General features: G+C 61.2%; 15 protein-coding genes. 10 read left to right on the forward strand and 5 right to left on the reverse strand.

What is annotated here, in order from left to right; all coding sequences use genetic code 11:
* Positions 1-8: 8 nt before the first annotated feature.
* Both cysD and cysG read right to left on the reverse strand, forming a co-directional pair.
* Positions 9-917: a sulfate adenylyltransferase subunit CysD gene (gene cysD / locus I6L33_RS00390; RefSeq protein ID WP_017781532.1), complete on the reverse strand. Its 909-nt coding sequence runs from the start codon at positions 915-917 to the stop codon at positions 9-11.
* A 103-nt stretch (positions 918-1,020) separates the two neighbouring features.
* Positions 1,021-2,445: a siroheme synthase CysG gene (gene cysG / locus I6L33_RS00395; protein ID WP_216973380.1), complete on the reverse strand. Its 1,425-nt coding sequence runs from the start codon at positions 2,443-2,445 to the stop codon at positions 1,021-1,023.
* Positions 2,446-2,632: 187 nt separating this feature from the next.
* Here cysG and I6L33_RS00400 point away from each other — a divergent pair, with 187 nt between their 5' ends.
* Positions 2,633-3,553 carry an SPFH domain-containing protein gene (locus I6L33_RS00400; RefSeq protein WP_005304750.1) on the forward strand — a complete coding sequence of 307 codons (921 nt, stop codon included), beginning with the start codon at positions 2,633-2,635 and terminating at the stop codon, positions 3,551-3,553.
* Positions 3,550-4,005 (forward strand): NfeD family protein, encoded by a 456-nt coding sequence (locus I6L33_RS00405; RefSeq protein WP_216973381.1) that lies wholly within the window; start codon positions 3,550-3,552, stop codon positions 4,003-4,005. The genes I6L33_RS00400 and I6L33_RS00405 overlap by 4 nt, the downstream gene beginning before the upstream one ends.
* 83 nt (positions 4,006-4,088) lie before the next feature.
* Here I6L33_RS00405 and I6L33_RS00410 read toward each other — a convergent pair whose 3' ends face one another.
* Positions 4,089-4,502 (reverse strand): CBS domain-containing protein, encoded by a 414-nt coding sequence (locus I6L33_RS00410; protein WP_005304756.1) that lies wholly within the window; start codon positions 4,500-4,502, stop codon positions 4,089-4,091.
* 156 nt (positions 4,503-4,658) lie between these two features.
* On the opposite strand from I6L33_RS00410, the gene I6L33_RS00415 reads away from it, so the two are divergent.
* From I6L33_RS00415 to I6L33_RS00425, 3 genes are read left to right on the forward strand one after another with little or no spacing between them, the layout of a single operon-like run.
* Positions 4,659-6,569 (forward strand): ABC transporter ATP-binding protein, encoded by a 1,911-nt coding sequence (locus I6L33_RS00415; RefSeq protein ID WP_201883085.1) that lies wholly within the window; start codon positions 4,659-4,661, stop codon positions 6,567-6,569.
* Positions 6,562-7,023 carry a DUF2390 domain-containing protein gene (locus I6L33_RS00420; protein WP_216973382.1) on the forward strand — a complete coding sequence of 154 codons (462 nt, stop codon included), beginning with the start codon at positions 6,562-6,564 and terminating at the stop codon, positions 7,021-7,023. The genes I6L33_RS00415 and I6L33_RS00420 overlap by 8 nt, the downstream gene beginning before the upstream one ends.
* A complete protein-coding gene (locus I6L33_RS00425; protein WP_216973383.1) occupies positions 7,017-7,871 on the forward strand; it encodes a 23S rRNA (adenine(2030)-N(6))-methyltransferase RlmJ in 855 nt (284 codons plus the stop codon). Before I6L33_RS00420 ends, I6L33_RS00425 begins: the two co-directional genes overlap by 7 nt.
* 94 nt (positions 7,872-7,965) lie before the next feature.
* Here I6L33_RS00425 and I6L33_RS00430 read toward each other — a convergent pair whose 3' ends face one another.
* Positions 7,966-8,172, reverse strand: a complete 207-nt coding sequence (locus I6L33_RS00430; protein WP_162851582.1) for a hypothetical protein — start codon at positions 8,170-8,172, stop codon at positions 7,966-7,968.
* A 186-nt stretch (positions 8,173-8,358) separates the two neighbouring features.
* Here I6L33_RS00430 and I6L33_RS00435 point away from each other — a divergent pair, with 186 nt between their 5' ends.
* The 5 genes from I6L33_RS00435 (at position 8,359) to I6L33_RS00455 (ending at position 12,049) form a co-directional block, all read left to right on the forward strand.
* Complete coding sequence (locus I6L33_RS00435) at positions 8,359-8,721, forward strand: DUF2061 domain-containing protein (RefSeq protein ID WP_005304770.1); 363 nt, start codon at positions 8,359-8,361, stop codon at positions 8,719-8,721.
* Positions 8,722-8,820: 99 nt separating this feature from the next.
* The gene (locus tag I6L33_RS00440; RefSeq protein ID WP_216973384.1) at positions 8,821-9,411 is read left to right on the forward strand and encodes an MliC family protein; all 591 of its coding nucleotides are present in this window, start codon (positions 8,821-8,823) and stop codon (positions 9,409-9,411) included.
* 502 nt (positions 9,412-9,913) lie between these two features.
* On the forward strand, positions 9,914-10,330 hold the full coding sequence (locus I6L33_RS00445) for a VOC family protein (protein WP_017787609.1): 417 nt from the start codon (positions 9,914-9,916) through the stop codon (positions 10,328-10,330).
* An 873-nt stretch (positions 10,331-11,203) separates the two neighbouring features.
* On the forward strand, positions 11,204-11,461 hold the full coding sequence (locus I6L33_RS21990) for a hypothetical protein (RefSeq protein WP_017787608.1): 258 nt from the start codon (positions 11,204-11,206) through the stop codon (positions 11,459-11,461).
* Between the two features lie 54 nt (positions 11,462-11,515).
* Entirely contained in the window at positions 11,516-12,049 is a 534-nt protein-coding gene (locus I6L33_RS00455) for an NAD(P)H-dependent oxidoreductase (protein WP_254204953.1), read from the forward strand.
* Positions 12,050-12,150: 101 nt separating this feature from the next.
* Here I6L33_RS00455 and putP read toward each other — a convergent pair whose 3' ends face one another.
* Positions 12,151-13,668 carry a sodium/proline symporter PutP gene (putP, locus tag I6L33_RS00460; protein WP_017766278.1) on the reverse strand — a complete coding sequence of 506 codons (1,518 nt, stop codon included), beginning with the start codon at positions 13,666-13,668 and terminating at the stop codon, positions 12,151-12,153.
* Between the last annotated feature and the right edge of the window lie 41 nt (positions 13,669-13,709).

Raw genomic sequence — 13,709 nt, forward strand, 5'->3', positions numbered from 1 at the left:
ACATTTTTTTAGAAATAGCCCTGACGCTTCTTCTGCTCCATGGAGCCGGCCTGATCGTGGTCGATGAGCCGCCCTTGCCGCTCGCTCGAGGTGGTGATCAGCATCTCTTCGATGATCTCCGGCAAGGTGGTGGCATTGGATTCGATGGCCCCAGTCAGCGGGTAGCAGCCGAGGGTGCGAAAGCGCACCAGCTCCTGCTTCACTTCATCTTCCGGGCCGATGGGCATGCGCTCGTCATCCACCATGATCTTGATGCCATTGCGCTCCACCACAGGGCGATGAGCGGCGAAGTAGAGCGGGACTATGTCGATGTTCTCGAGATAGATGTATTGCCAGATGTCGAGCTCGGTCCAGTTGGAGAGCGGGAACACCCGGATGCTCTCACCCTTGTTGACCTGGCTGTTGTAGACGCGCCACAGCTCGGGGCGCTGGTTCTTGGGATCCCAGCGGTGAGATTTGTCGCGGAAGGAGTAGACCCGCTCCTTGGCACGAGACTTCTCCTCGTCGCGGCGGGCCCCACCGAAGGCGGCGTCGAAGCCGTATTTGTTGAGCGCCTGCTTGAGCCCTTCGGTCTTCATGATGTCGGTGTGCTTGCCGCTGCCGTGCACGAAGGGGTTGATGCCCATGGCGAGACCGTCCGGGTTCTTGTGGACGATGAGATCCAGCCCGTACTTCCTGGCGGTCTCGTCGCGGAACTTGATCATCTCCTTGAACTTCCAGTCGGTGTCCACGTGCAGCAGGGGGAAGGGGATCTTGCCCGGATAGAAGGCCTTGCGGGCCAGGTGCAGCATGACGGAGGAGTCCTTGCCGATGGAGTACATCATCACCGGGTTTTCAAATTCGGCAGCCACCTCGCGGATGATGTGGATGCTCTCGGCTTCCAGTTGCTGCAGATGGGTCAATCTTTCACGGTCCATGTCTGGGTCCTCGGTTCATTGCTGACGCGCCTGGTCGGTACGCGGTCTTGGTTCAGGTCGGTGCCGCCATGGCAACACCGTCAAATTGATTGCTGTCTCGGCCTCAGGCCAGGCTCACCAGTTTGAGCTCGTGGCCGCTGTCGGCCTCCTGCCCCTGCGCCGTCTCGCCAAACCAGGCGAGCTGTTTACGCAGGGCAACCACCTCGCCGATGACGATAAGGGAGGGGCTCACCGCCTGGGCGGCCAGCTCGGCCAGCTCAGCCAAGGTGCCGGTCAGCACGCGCTGCCGCGCCGTGGTGCCGCGCTCTATGATGGCGATGGGGGTGGCGCTGCTGCGGCCATGGCTCACCAGCTGCTGCTGGATATGCTCGGAGCGCATCAGCCCCATGTAGATCACCAGGGTCTGGCTGGTGGCGGCGAGCTGCTGCCAGTCGGGCTCCTTGCCCTCTTTCTGACAGTGGCCGGTAATGAAGACGGCGCTCTGGGCATGGTCACGGTGAGTGAGCGGAATGCCGGCATAGGCAGTGGCGCCGGCAGCGGCCGTGATGCCGGGCACCACCGAGAAGGGGATGCCCTCCTCGGCCAGCACTTCCAGCTCTTCGCCGCCACGGCCGAACATGAAGGGATCGCCCCCCTTGAGCCGCACCACCCGGTTGCCCGCCCTGGCGTATTCCACCAGCAGGCGATTGGTCTCCTCCTGCGGCACGCTGTGAGCGCCGGCCTTCTTGCCGACCGACACCAAAGTGGCATCGCGGCGCACCAGGTCCAGGATCTCGGGCGAGACCAGCTGGTCATAGAGCACCACTTCGGCCTGCTGAATTTGTTGCAGCGCCTTGAGGGTCAACAGGCCCGGATCGCCGGGGCCCGCTCCTACCAACACCACCTCGCCCACCTCGGTCTGGGCCTTGTCCAGACCCTCGTTCAGCCACTGCTCGGCCCCCTGCCAATCGGCTTTCTCAATCAAACCGGCCAGGGTGTTGGAGGCAAAGGCGCGCTCCCAGAAGCGGCGACGGTCGGAAATTGAGGAGAGCACCCGCTTGGCCCGGTCGCGTACCCGACCCGAGAGTTCGGCCAGGCCGCCGAGGTGGCGCGGCAGCAGGCTCTCAAGCCGCTCGCGCAGCAGACGCACCAGCACAGGCGCCTTGCCGCCGCTGGACACAGCCACCATGATGGGGCTGCGATCGATGATGGAGGGGAAGATAAAGCTGGAGCGCTTGGGGTCGTCCACCACGTTGACGAACAGACCGAGCTGGTTGGCGCTCTGATAGACCAGGGCGTTCACCTCGAGGTCGTCGGTGGCGGCCACCACCAGGATCTGGCCGGCCAGATGGGCAGGTAAGAAGCGCTCCGCCAGATGAGTGAAGCGACCGGCAAATTCATGGAAGTCGGGTTCCAGCTCGGGGGAGACCAGGGTCAGCCTGGCACCGGCCGCCAACAGCAGGCGCGCCTTGCGCAGGGCCACTTCGCCCCCTCCCACCAACAGCACCGGGCGACCGTCCAACTTGGCAAACATCGGCAAATAATCCATTTCGGCCCATCCCTCGGAACACGACTAATATGGGGCGACTATAGGCAGGGCTGCTTATCCCTCAAAATAATAAAAAATGCTTTTTAATGCATTTTAGTAATTAACAAAGCCGTATGATGACAAAGGCGCTTGTGGTGCCGCACGCAAGGCCATAGGCTAGTGAAAGTGTTTCATAAGGAGCTAAATGATGAATGAGTCATTGATTGTGCTGGGGATCTTTGTGTTTCTGGTACTTCTCACCCTGAGCGCCGGTATCAAGATAGTGCCGCAGGGTTACAACTGGACCGTGGAGCGCTTCGGCCGCTACACCCGCACCCTCTCCCCCGGCCTCAACCTGCTGATCCCCTACATAGATCGCATCGGCCACAAGATCATCATGATGGAGCAGGTGCTGGACATCCCGGCGCAAGAGGTGATCTCCCGCGACAACGCCAACGTCACCATAGACGCCATCAGCTTCGTGCAGGTGGTGGATGCCCGCAAGGCAGGCTACGAGGTCAACGATCTCACCAGCGCCATCCGCAACCTGACCATGACCAATATGCGGACCGTGCTGGGCGCCATGGAGCTGGACGAGATGCTCTCCCAGCGCGACACCATCAACGAGAAGCTGCTGCGCACCATGGATGCGGCCACCGCCCCCTGGGGCATCAAGGTGACCCGGATCGAGATCAAGGATGTACGTCCGCCGCTGGCGCTGGTCGAAGCCATGAACGCCCAGATGAAGGCCGAGCGCCAGAAACGGGCCGAGGTGCTGGAAGCCGAAGGGGTGCGCCAGTCCAAGATCCTGAAAGCGGAAGGTGAGAAGCAGTCCCAGATCCTCAAGGCCGAGGGTGAGCGTCAAGCCGCCTTCCTCGCCGCCGAGGCGCGGGAGCGGGCCGCCGAAGCGGAAGCCAAGGCGACCCACATGGTGTCAAAAGCCATCGCCGAAGGGGATCTGCAGGCCATCAACTACTTCGTGGCCCAGAAATACACAGAGGCGCTGGCCCGCATCGGTGAAGGCCCCAACAGCAAGGTGGTGATGATGCCGCTGGAGGCGGGCAGCCTGATCGGCGCCGTGGCCGGCATGGCCGAGCTGTTCAAGGATGGCAAGGGCGGCAAATCATGACAGCCCTGTTCGAGGGGCTGACCCACTGGCACTGGCTGGGGCTCGGCTTCGTGCTGCTGGCCATCGAGGTGCTGGGCTCGGTGGGCTTTCTGCTCTGGACCGGCATCGCCGCGCTGGAGGTGGGCCTGCTGCTGCTGGTCTGGCCCTTCGGCTGGCAGGCCCAGCTGCTGCTGTTCGCCCTGCAATCCCTGCTCACCACCTGGGCCTGGTGGCGCTGGCAGCACCGCCAGGATCGATCGGAGCAGGATGCCGCCGCCCCCATCAACGAGCGGATGCAGGGGTATCTGGGGCGCGAGCTGGTGCTGCTGGATGACGTGACTCAGGGGATGAGCCGGGTACACCTGGACGACACCGCCTGGACGGTGCGCTGCAGCCAGCCACTGCTCGCCGGCAGCAAGGTGCGGGTGACGGGGCATGACTCCCATATCCTGCTGGTAGAGCCGCTGCCCTGACACGAGGGCAGGCGCCTGTGACCAAAAACAGCAAAGGGCTCCGCGGAGCCCTTTTTCATTCTCTTGCAATCCGTACCGGCGGGTTAGAAGGCGTCGCTGTCAAGGGCTGCGCGCAGCAGATCCTTCCAGCTGATGATGCCGACCAGGGCGCCGTTTTCCAGCACCGGCAGACAGGAGACGTTCTTCTCCAGCATCAGCTTGACCCCCTCCCGCACCGTGAGCTGGGGGGCGATGGTGATGGGGTGACGGCTCATGATCTGGTGAGCGCGCCGGTTGAGGGTCTCGGTGTCGCGGCTCATCTCGGCCTCGGAGTCGAGATAGGGGCTGATGGCGCGAAACAGGTCGCGATCGGAGATGACTCCTACCAGTTCCTCTTCTTCCAGCACCAGCAGATGGCGAAAGTGGGCCTGCTCGAAGATCTCCTTGATGACGCTCAACCTGTCGTCCATGGATACGGTGGCGACCCGGGTCGTCATGATGTCCCTGATATGCAGCATGCTAGCCTCCACCGTCATACTGTTTGATAGTTCTGTTATGACATGTTTTTGTGGTGCCAGCCAGTAGCAGGCCCGTACCTAAAGTGCAAACCGGCGCCATTTCACGTAAGATCCGCGCCAGTTTTTCTCCTTCATTTGAGCCAAGCAGACCAATCCATGATAGTTGCCAGTCAAATCGAACTGATCCGCGGCGGCCGCAAGCTGCTGGACAACGCATCCGCCACCATTCACCCCGGCCACAAGGTGGGTCTGGTGGGCAAGAACGGCTGTGGCAAGTCCACCTTTTTTGCACTGGTACGGGGCGAGCTGGCCATCGACAGCGGCAGCTTCAGCCTGCCCGCCGGCTGGCAGATTGCCGGGGTGGCACAGGAGACCCCGGCGCTGGACTGCTCCGCCCTCGACTACGTGATCGACGGCGACAAGGAGTTCCGCGCGCTGGAGGCCGAGCTGGCCCAGGCCGAGCAGGATGACAACGGTCTGCTGGTGGCCGAGCTGCACGGCAAGCTCGACACCATAGGTGCCTACAGCATCCGCGCTCGCGCCGCCGAGCTGTTGCACGGCCTCGGCTTTGGCGACGAGCAGCTCGGCTCGCCGGTGCGCAGCTTCTCTGGTGGCTGGCGCATGCGCCTCAACCTCGCCCAGGCGCTGCTCTGCCGCTCCGATCTGCTGCTGCTCGATGAACCGACCAACCACCTGGATCTCGACGCCGTCATCTGGCTGGAGAAGTGGCTCAAGGGCTATCAGGGCACGCTGGTGCTCATCTCTCACGACCGCGACTTCCTCGACTCTGTGGTGACTCGCATCATCCATATCGAGAACGGCAAGCTCAACGAATACAGCGGCGGCTACTCCGACTTCGAACTGCAGCGCGCCGAACACCTGGCCCAGCAGCAGTCCATGTACGAGAAGCAGCAGCGGGAGATGGCCCACATGCAATCCTATGTGGATCGCTTCCGCTACAAGGCCTCCAAGGCGCGCCAAGCCCAGAGCCGATTGAAGGCCATGGAGCGGATGGAGAAGATCCTGCCCGCCCACGCCGACTCCGAATTCAGCTTCGAGTTTCGCGAGCCGTCGGCCCTGCCGACCCCGCTGATTGCCATGGAAAACCTCAGCGCCGGTTACGGCGACAAGGTGATCCTGGAGAAGATCAAACTCAACCTGGTACCGGGTTCACGCATCGGCCTGCTCGGTCGCAACGGCGCCGGCAAATCCACCTTCATCAAGATGCTGGCGGGCTCCAACCCGCCGCTCTCCGGCAAGCTGGAAGTGAGCGCCGGGGTGAGCATCGGCTACTTCGCCCAGCATCAGCTGGAGACCCTGCGCCTGGATGACTCCCCCCTCGATCATCTGGTGCGCCTCGCACCGGACAAGACCGAGCAGGAGCTGCGCAACTATCTGGGCAGCTTCGGCTTTCATGGTGACAAGGCGCTCGACAAGGTGGCCCCCTTCTCCGGTGGCGAGAAGGCGCGACTGGTGCTGGCCCTCATCACCTGGCAAAAGCCCAACCTGCTGCTGCTGGATGAACCGACCAACCACCTGGATCTGGAGATGCGCCACGCCCTGACCATGGCGCTGCAAGGCTTCGAGGGCGCCATGGTGGTGGTCTCCCACGACCGTCACCTGCTGCGTACCACCACCGATGACTTCTATCTGGTGCACGGTGGCCGGGTCGAGGCCTTCGACGGCGATCTGGACGACTACCACAAGTGGCTCGGCGAGCAGGAGAAAGAGGCCAACGCCAAACAGGATGACGGCGTCGTCTCCGCCAACTCGGCAGTGGCGCGCAAGGATCAGAAGCGGCGTGAGGCGGAGTTCCGGCAACAGACCCGACCGCTGCGCCAGAAGCTGGAGAAGCTCGAAACCAGCATGGAGAAGCTGCAGGCCAAGCTGGCCGCGGTGGAAGAGCAGCTGGCCGACCCCGCCATCTATGAAGAGAGCGCCAAGCAGAAGCTCTCCGAACTGCTCAAGTCCCAGGGCCCCATCAAGGAGGAGCTGGAAGGGGTGGAGCTGGAGTGGATGAGCCTCTCTGAGGAGCTGGAAACCATGGAGCAGGCCTTCCTTGCGTGACGAACAGCTGATGACGAGCGAGCGGATCGACGCCCACGAACTGCCGGGCCCGCTCGATTTCTGGCACTGGAGCGGCGAAACCTACGGTGCGCGCAGCCAGGATTGGCTCAGCGTGCAGGCGCTGGGGGGCAACGTCAACCTGGCCCTGTTGCTGCACCGGCTGGATCAGTGCGGGATCCCGGTCGATCTCACCGACCTGCAACCGGCGCTGGTGCAGACCGAGGCGGTGCTCGGCCCCTGGCGCACCCTGCGTTCGAGCGCCAAGGCGCGGCTCGGCGAGCAGGAGTATCAGGCCATGCTGGCCCACGAGCTGGAGCTGGAGCGCCTGCAACAGGGGGTCCTGCTGCAGACCCTGCGCAGCCTCACCCTGTTTCGCGGCGACAGCCGCAACCTGTTGAACTATCTATTGTTACTGGGGGCCCAGCAGGGCCCCCTCAGAGACCTAATATGCTGAGTTATCGCCACGCCTTTCACGCCGGCAACCACGCCGACGTGCTGAAACACGCCGTTCAGGCCCTGATCATCGAGTCCCTCAAGAAGAAGGAGAAACCCTTCATCGTGCTGGACACCCATGCCGGCGGCGGTCTCTACGACCTGCGCGGCGACTGGTCGCAGAAGAAGGCGGAATACGCCGATGGCATTGGCCGACTGTGGGATGAGCGGGCCCAGTGGTCTGCCATGGCCCCCTATCTGGGCGTCATCGAGGAGATGAACAGCGATGGTCAGTTGCGCTACTACCCCGGCTCGCCAGAGCTGTCGCGCCGCCTTATTCGCGATCAGGACAAGCTGGCGCTGATGGAGCTGCACAACAACGAGGTGGAGGACCTGCGCGCCAATATGGGTTACGACCCCCGCGTCGCCGTGCACCATCGCGATGGCTTCGAGGGGCTGGTGGCCCTGCTGCCCCCCACTCCGCGCCGCGGCCTGGTGCTGATAGACCCCCCCTATGAGCTCAAAGAAGACTACTTCGCGGTGGTCGATACCCTGAAAAAGGCGCAAAAACGCTGGGCCACCGGCATCTACGCCCTCTGGTATCCCATTCTGGGGGAAGAGGCGGACAAGTCCCGCGACATGCTGCGCGCCATCAAGCGGGAGAACTTCGGCAACGTCCTGGTGGCCGAGCTGGAAGTGGCCGGCCAGACTGCCGATTGGGGCATGAACGGCTCAGGCATGCTGATAGTGAGCCCCCCCTGGCTGCTGGACGAGCAGATTGAAGCCTTCCTCAAACCCCTCTGTGCCAAGCTGGCTCAGGGCGCCGGCGCCCAGTACAAGGTCGAGTGGCTCAACAAGGTTGAAGCGTAGCGCCTTGCATCACTCGCACACAGCCAAGGGCCTGCCACTGCAGGCCCTTTTTATTGGCAGGATCGGCGGGCAGCTCGAGTGCCCTGGCTGGCAATCAGGGGCCGGAGGATCTGTCCAGGTGCAAGACCAGCAACAGCAGGGCCAACAGACCCAAGGGTGGAAACAGGGAGAGCAAAGCGCAAAGGGTGGCGATCAGGGCGGGGCGCTCGCTTCTGCGACGAGCCAGCCAATAGGCCACGACGCCGACGATGATCATCAGCAACAGGATGAACTGCCCCATCAGGGTGGCGTTGATATTCATATGCATGAAAGCTCCTTTTTCATGGCAAAGGCTCACTCTAGCGCCGCTGTGGCCCCTGGCAACTCCCAATCCGGTGAGGGCGTTCTCACTTGATAGGTCGTCCCTATCCAACCATTAGATGAGAATAGTTTTCATTTAGTGAGGTTTCGGGGGATACTCTGCTCATCACCAGAGGGAGCCGCCATCATGAAAAAGACCATCAGCTTTGCCGTTCTGCACTTCACCGTGGCCTTCACCGTGGCTTACCTGCTGACCGGTGAACTGCTCACCGCCAGCCTGATCGCCCTGATCGAACCCGCAGTCAACACGGTCGCCTTCTACTTCCACGATCTCGGCTGGCACAAACTCAAGCCCCACCACAGCCTGCAGGCCAAGACCAGCAGCTTCGCCCTGGTGCACTTCTCGGTGGCCTTCGGCGTCGCCTATCTGCTGAGCGGCGAGCTGCTCACCGGCGGCGTGATGGCGATGATCGAGCCTGCCATCAACACGGTCGTGTTCTTCTTCCACGAGCGACTGTGGCGCGCCCGCCAGTCCCTGGCGCTCGCCTGATCTCCCTCCCCTTGTCTGGGGCCTCCCGGCGCAAAAAATGCTCGGCGGCCCAGCGCCATTGTGCTTTAGTAGCCGGGACCCCCTCGCTGGAGCACCTCGATGAACAAGACCTTGCTTGCCACTCTGCTGTTTGCCCCTTTATTGGCCACCGCTGCCACCCCCTCCTTCGATTGCGCCAAGGCGAAAGGCGCCGCCGAAACCCTGATCTGCAAGGATGCCGCGCTGGCGGCGCTGGATAACGAGCTGGCGGCCCTCTACCCCAAGGCAATTGCCGCGTTCTCACCCGAGCAGCAGAAAACCGAGCGCGCCATCCAGCGCGGCTGGCTCAAGGGGCGCAACGACTGCTGGAAGGCGGGCGATCTGCGCCAGTGCGTGGAAGATAGCTACCAGCTGCGGATCACCGAGTTGCAGATAAAAGGGGGCCAGCTGATGGTGCCGGCACCGGTGAACTACCTGTGCGGCAAAAACGTCACTCTCTCCACCTACTTCTACAACGAGGCCAAGCGGCCCGCCGCGGTGATCAACCTGGACGAGGGTGAGGGTACTGACCCGCTGCAGGTGCTCGCCTATGAAACCCCCAGCGCCAGCGGTGCCCGTTATGAAGGGCAAAACCTCACCCTCTTTACCAAGGGGGGCGAAGCCAGGCTGGAGCGTGTCGGCCAGCCAACTCTCACCTGCACGCAGCGCTAATCCAGAAGCCGATCACTTGGGGCGGCGGCATCCACGCCGCCTTCTCCTGCCCGCCCCCTCCGCTCTCGCCATATCTATCAATTTATTGATCTTGCTCAGAAATAACTCGCTGCCCCCTTTTCCCCCATCCAAGGGGCGTTACTATAGCCAAATGGCAACACACACCTCGCCGGAGTCTCCCCCATGAGCCATGCCAACCCTCTCGCAGGTAACAAGCAGCACACTGGAAGCTGAAATTCAGGGGCGGTAGCCATGTCGGTATTTGCCCATGGCCAACGCCACGCTCATTTCTATACAATCGTAAGGCTGTGCACAAAGAAGAGATCAAGCGAATACAATCAGCGTCGGAGGTTGGTAGTTAATTCATTGATTGAAAATGTTATTTATAGCTACCTGAATAAAAGTTAAGCGGAGTTAGATAGAAGACGATATTAATGTGTAAGTACCGCCCTCCATCTAATCACTGTTAAGCTACCGGTCGAAATCTTCAATAAGGAATGCTATGAAACAGAACATTGTCCATATTGCTTTAGTTGTGAAAGATTATGATGAAGCCATTGATTTTTATGTAAACAAACTCAAATTTGAACTCATTGAAGATAGCCATCAACCTGAACAAGACAAACGTTGGGTGGTTGTAGCTCCACCAAATTCTCATGGTGTAACGTTGTTACTTGCCAGAGCCTCGAAGCCAGAGCAGCATGCTTTTATTGGCAATCAAGCAGGCGGGCGAGTATTCCTGTTCCTAAATACTGATGATTTCTGGCGTGACTTTAAACGTATGAAATCGATTGGTATTAACTTCGTCCGAGAACCAACAGAAGAAGACTATGGCACGGTAGCAGTGTTTGAAGACTTATATGGAAACCTGTGGGATCTTCTTCAATTAAATCCAAGCCATCCAATGGCGAGAAGGTAGCATAACAAGCGTTTCAAGAGGGACAGCCAACGCGTGGTATTTTTATCATGCGTATGGTTTCGTGATTATGCTGTTATGCGGAAGGTTAATAGTAGCTTTGTCTGCCCCTTAGCGGGTGTTATGCGCTAAAAAGCACGAGTTGCCACCATGTACATCATTGAAGATGAAGCTCACGCAGAGTGGTGCGGTGAATTCACAACCAAGGAAGAAGCCATGCATGAACTCAGAGCGAGAAGCCTTACCCTATGGGATCAGGCACCAAATGTCTGTCCTTGCATGAGCTGGCGCACATGTGGTCGTGAATACTCAATTCTGGAATTCAATACTTCCGTTGAGCCATGGGAGGAGCTTTCCAGAATGTCTGTGCTATCAGTGTCCTCTCGCGAAGTAAAATGGGAACCAAATTTCGTGCCTCCACCTCCGAACACGTAACAATGCGCTCAACTGTCGCTTAGTTCGTTCGCTAGACGTCCAAAAGCTACACTTTTGTCTGTCCGTTAGCTTAATCGTTTGTACAGATCTAGTTATCACCTGACACCCACCATCTCGATAGCAGACTTGCCTGACAGGGTGGGTGTCCTCTGTCAGCTGTCAGCCGTCCCCCGTCAATTCCTACCAATCCAACTCACCCCGGTGTGGATGCATTCCCCCCTGCCACTGGCCTATAGTGGGCACCTTCACCCCCTTTGCGAGCAGCACCATGTATATCGGCGAATTTGCCCGGCTGGCGGGCACCACCCCAAAGGCAGTCCGCTTCTACGAGCAGCCGGGCTGCTGCCCGAGCCCAGGCGGCGCGGCAAGTATCGCGTCTACCGGGCAGAGGATCTGGAGTAGGTCGGTTTTATTCGCCAGGCCCAGCAGCTCGGCTGCAAATTGAGCGAGCTGGCCCCTCTGCTGGCGGGCCTCACCAGTCTCGCCGAGTTTCCCTGGCAGAAGGTGGAGCAGCTTATCGCAGGCAAGCTAACGCAGATCGAAGCGGAGGTCGCCAGGCTGCAACGCCAGCATCAGGGGCTGAGCCAGTGCGCCACGCTGCTCGCGCAGCATCCCTGCCGCTATGGCGCTCCGGTCCGGCAAGCCCCCGACGAGCGGGGTCATCCCGCAGCAGCGGATCGGGGGCACAAGGTGGCTTGACTCTGTCCCATGGGACAAGGGGTGTAATGGGGGCTCACTTCAAGGAGCCATACCATGACCCCCAACCTGCTTGTTCTCAACGGCAATCCCAAACCCGACAGTTTTTGCCATGCCCTGGCCCGCGAGTATGCCCGCAGCGCCGAGGAGACAGGCGCAGAAGCCACCCTGTTGCACGTGGGCGAGCTGGCCTTCGAGCCGGACTTGCACCATGGCTATGACCTTATGCCACAGCTGGAGCCGGCTCTGCTGGCGTTGCAGCACAGCCTGACTGCCGCTCATCATCTGGTGATAGTCTCCCCCCTCTGGTGGGGTGGCATGCCGGCCCGTCTCAAGGGCCTGCTGGATCGCACCCTGCTCTCCGGCTTCGCCTTTCAATATGTCAAGGGCAAGGCCCAGCCACTGCGCCTGCTCGCAGGCAAAACGGCGCGCCTGCTGCTCACCATGGACAGCCCAGTCTGGTACTACCTCTGGTGGCTGGGGGATCCCGCCTCGCGGATCCTTGACAAGCAGGTACTGGGATTGTGCGGCATCCGGCTGACCCACCGCCAATACTTGGAGCCAACAATCAGGACAGAGCCCGCTGGCTGATGCGCACAGGTGCGACGGCCCGCGCCGATGTGCGCCGGCTAAATCGTCATCCATAAAAAAGCCCCGCATCGCGGGGCTTTTTGTTATCGGCAGTAGCCAACTCAGTTGACGGTTGCCGGCTGGCCCAGCGCATCCGGCGGAGTCTGGAACTCGCGCTCGGCGTCGTCGAAGCGCTCCAGCATGGCCTTGGAGGGAGCCTTGTCCAGCAGGCTGAACACCAGGATGGCGAGTCCGGAGAAGAGGAAGCCGGGAATGATTTCATAGAGCCCCAGCCAGCCGAACTGCTTCCAGACGATGACGGTCAGGGCGCCCACCAGCATGCCCGCCAGGGCGCCGTTGCGGGTCATCCGCGACCAGAGCACGGAGAGCAGCACCACGGGGCCGAAGGCGGCACCAAAGCCGGCCCAGGCGTAGCTCACCAGCCCCAGCACCCGGTTTTCCGGATTCATGGCGACGGCGATGGCGATGAGCGCGATCACCAGCACCATGGCGCGACCGACCCACACCAGCTCCTGCTGGGAGGCGTTCTTGCGCAGGAACGGCTTGTAGAGATCCTCGGTGATGGCGCTGGAGCAGACCAGCAGCTGGCAACTGAGGGTACTCATCACCGCCGCCAGGATGGCTGAGAGCAGCACGCCGGCGATCCAGGGGTTGAACAGGATCTTGGAGAGCTCGATAAAGACCCGCTCCGGGTTCGCAGTCACGCCGCCAGCCTGCTCGGTGAAGGTGGAGAAGTAGGAGAGGCCGAAGAAGCCGATGGCCACGGCGCCGCCCAGGCACAGCACCATCCAGGTCATGCTGATGCGACGGGCATTGGTCATGGAGTGGTGGGAGTCCGCCGCCATGAAGCGCGCCAGGATGTGGGGCTGGCCGAAGTAGCCCAGGCCCCAGGCCATCAGCGAGATGATGGCGATGAAGTCCAGGTTCTTGAACATGTCGAGGTTGCCGGCGTTCTGCGCCGCCACCTGCACCATGGCGGTGTCGATGCCGCCCACCGCGATGATGACGAACACCGGGGTGAGGATCAGGGCGAAGATCATCAGGGTAGCCTGCACGGTATCGGTCCAGCTCACCGCGAGGAAGCCACCGAAGAAGGTGTAGGTGATGGTGGCCGCGGCACCGACCCAGAGGGCGGTGTCATAACTCATGCCGAAGGTGCTCTCGAACAGGCGGGCACCGGCCACCACGCCGGAGGCGCAGTAGATGGTGAAGAACAGCAGGATCACCAGGGCGGAGAGGATGCGCAGCACCCGGCTCTTGTCTTCGAAGCGGTAGGTGAAGTAGTCCGGCAGGGTCAGGGCGTTGCGGTTCTTCTCGGTATGCACCCGCAGCCGGCCGGCGACCCAGCGCCAGTTGAGGTAGGCGCCCAGGGTGAGGCCGATGGCGATCCAGCTCTCGGAGATGCCGCCGATGAAGACGGCGCCCGGCAAGCCCATCAGGAGCCAGCCGCTCATGTCGGAGGCGCCGGCGGAGAGGGCGGTCACCCAGCTCCCCATCCGGCGGCCGCCGAGAATGTAGTCGTCAAAGTTGCGGGTGGCGCGATAGGCGATAAAGCCGATCAGGACCATCCCGAGGATGTACACCAGAAAGGTGATGAGCATGGGTGTGCTGGCTGTCATTCAAAACTCCGTTATGTGACGTGTGTACCCGTTCTGACGAC

It is taken from the genome of Aeromonas sp. FDAARGOS 1403 (genome assembly GCF_019047325.1).
Classification (GTDB): Bacteria; Pseudomonadota; Gammaproteobacteria; order Enterobacterales; family Aeromonadaceae; genus Aeromonas; species Aeromonas dhakensis.

Excerpts from the sequence above, each read along its gene's own strand:
- cysD (WP_017781532.1), bottom strand. The coding sequence starts at position 917 with ATGGACCGTGAAAGATTGACCCATCTGCAGCAACTGGAAGCCGAGAGC.
- cysG (WP_216973380.1), bottom strand. The coding sequence starts at position 2,445 with ATGGATTATTTGCCGATGTTTGCCAAGTTGGACGGTCGCCCGGTGCTG.
- I6L33_RS00400 (WP_005304750.1), top strand. The coding sequence starts at position 2,633 with ATGAATGAGTCATTGATTGTGCTGGGGATCTTTGTGTTTCTGGTACTT.
- I6L33_RS00405 (WP_216973381.1), top strand. The coding sequence starts at position 3,550 with ATGACAGCCCTGTTCGAGGGGCTGACCCACTGGCACTGGCTGGGGCTC.
- I6L33_RS00410 (WP_005304756.1), bottom strand. The coding sequence starts at position 4,502 with ATGCTGCATATCAGGGACATCATGACGACCCGGGTCGCCACCGTATCC.
- I6L33_RS00415 (WP_201883085.1), top strand. The coding sequence starts at position 4,659 with ATGATAGTTGCCAGTCAAATCGAACTGATCCGCGGCGGCCGCAAGCTG.
- I6L33_RS00425 (WP_216973383.1), top strand. The coding sequence starts at position 7,017 with ATGCTGAGTTATCGCCACGCCTTTCACGCCGGCAACCACGCCGACGTG.
- I6L33_RS00430 (WP_162851582.1), bottom strand. The coding sequence starts at position 8,172 with ATGAATATCAACGCCACCCTGATGGGGCAGTTCATCCTGTTGCTGATG.
- I6L33_RS00435 (WP_005304770.1), top strand. The coding sequence starts at position 8,359 with ATGAAAAAGACCATCAGCTTTGCCGTTCTGCACTTCACCGTGGCCTTC.
- I6L33_RS00440 (WP_216973384.1), top strand. The coding sequence starts at position 8,821 with ATGAACAAGACCTTGCTTGCCACTCTGCTGTTTGCCCCTTTATTGGCC.
- I6L33_RS00445 (WP_017787609.1), top strand. The coding sequence starts at position 9,914 with ATGAAACAGAACATTGTCCATATTGCTTTAGTTGTGAAAGATTATGAT.
- I6L33_RS00455 (WP_254204953.1), top strand. The coding sequence starts at position 11,516 with ATGACCCCCAACCTGCTTGTTCTCAACGGCAATCCCAAACCCGACAGT.
- putP (WP_017766278.1), bottom strand. The coding sequence starts at position 13,668 with ATGACAGCCAGCACACCCATGCTCATCACCTTTCTGGTGTACATCCTC.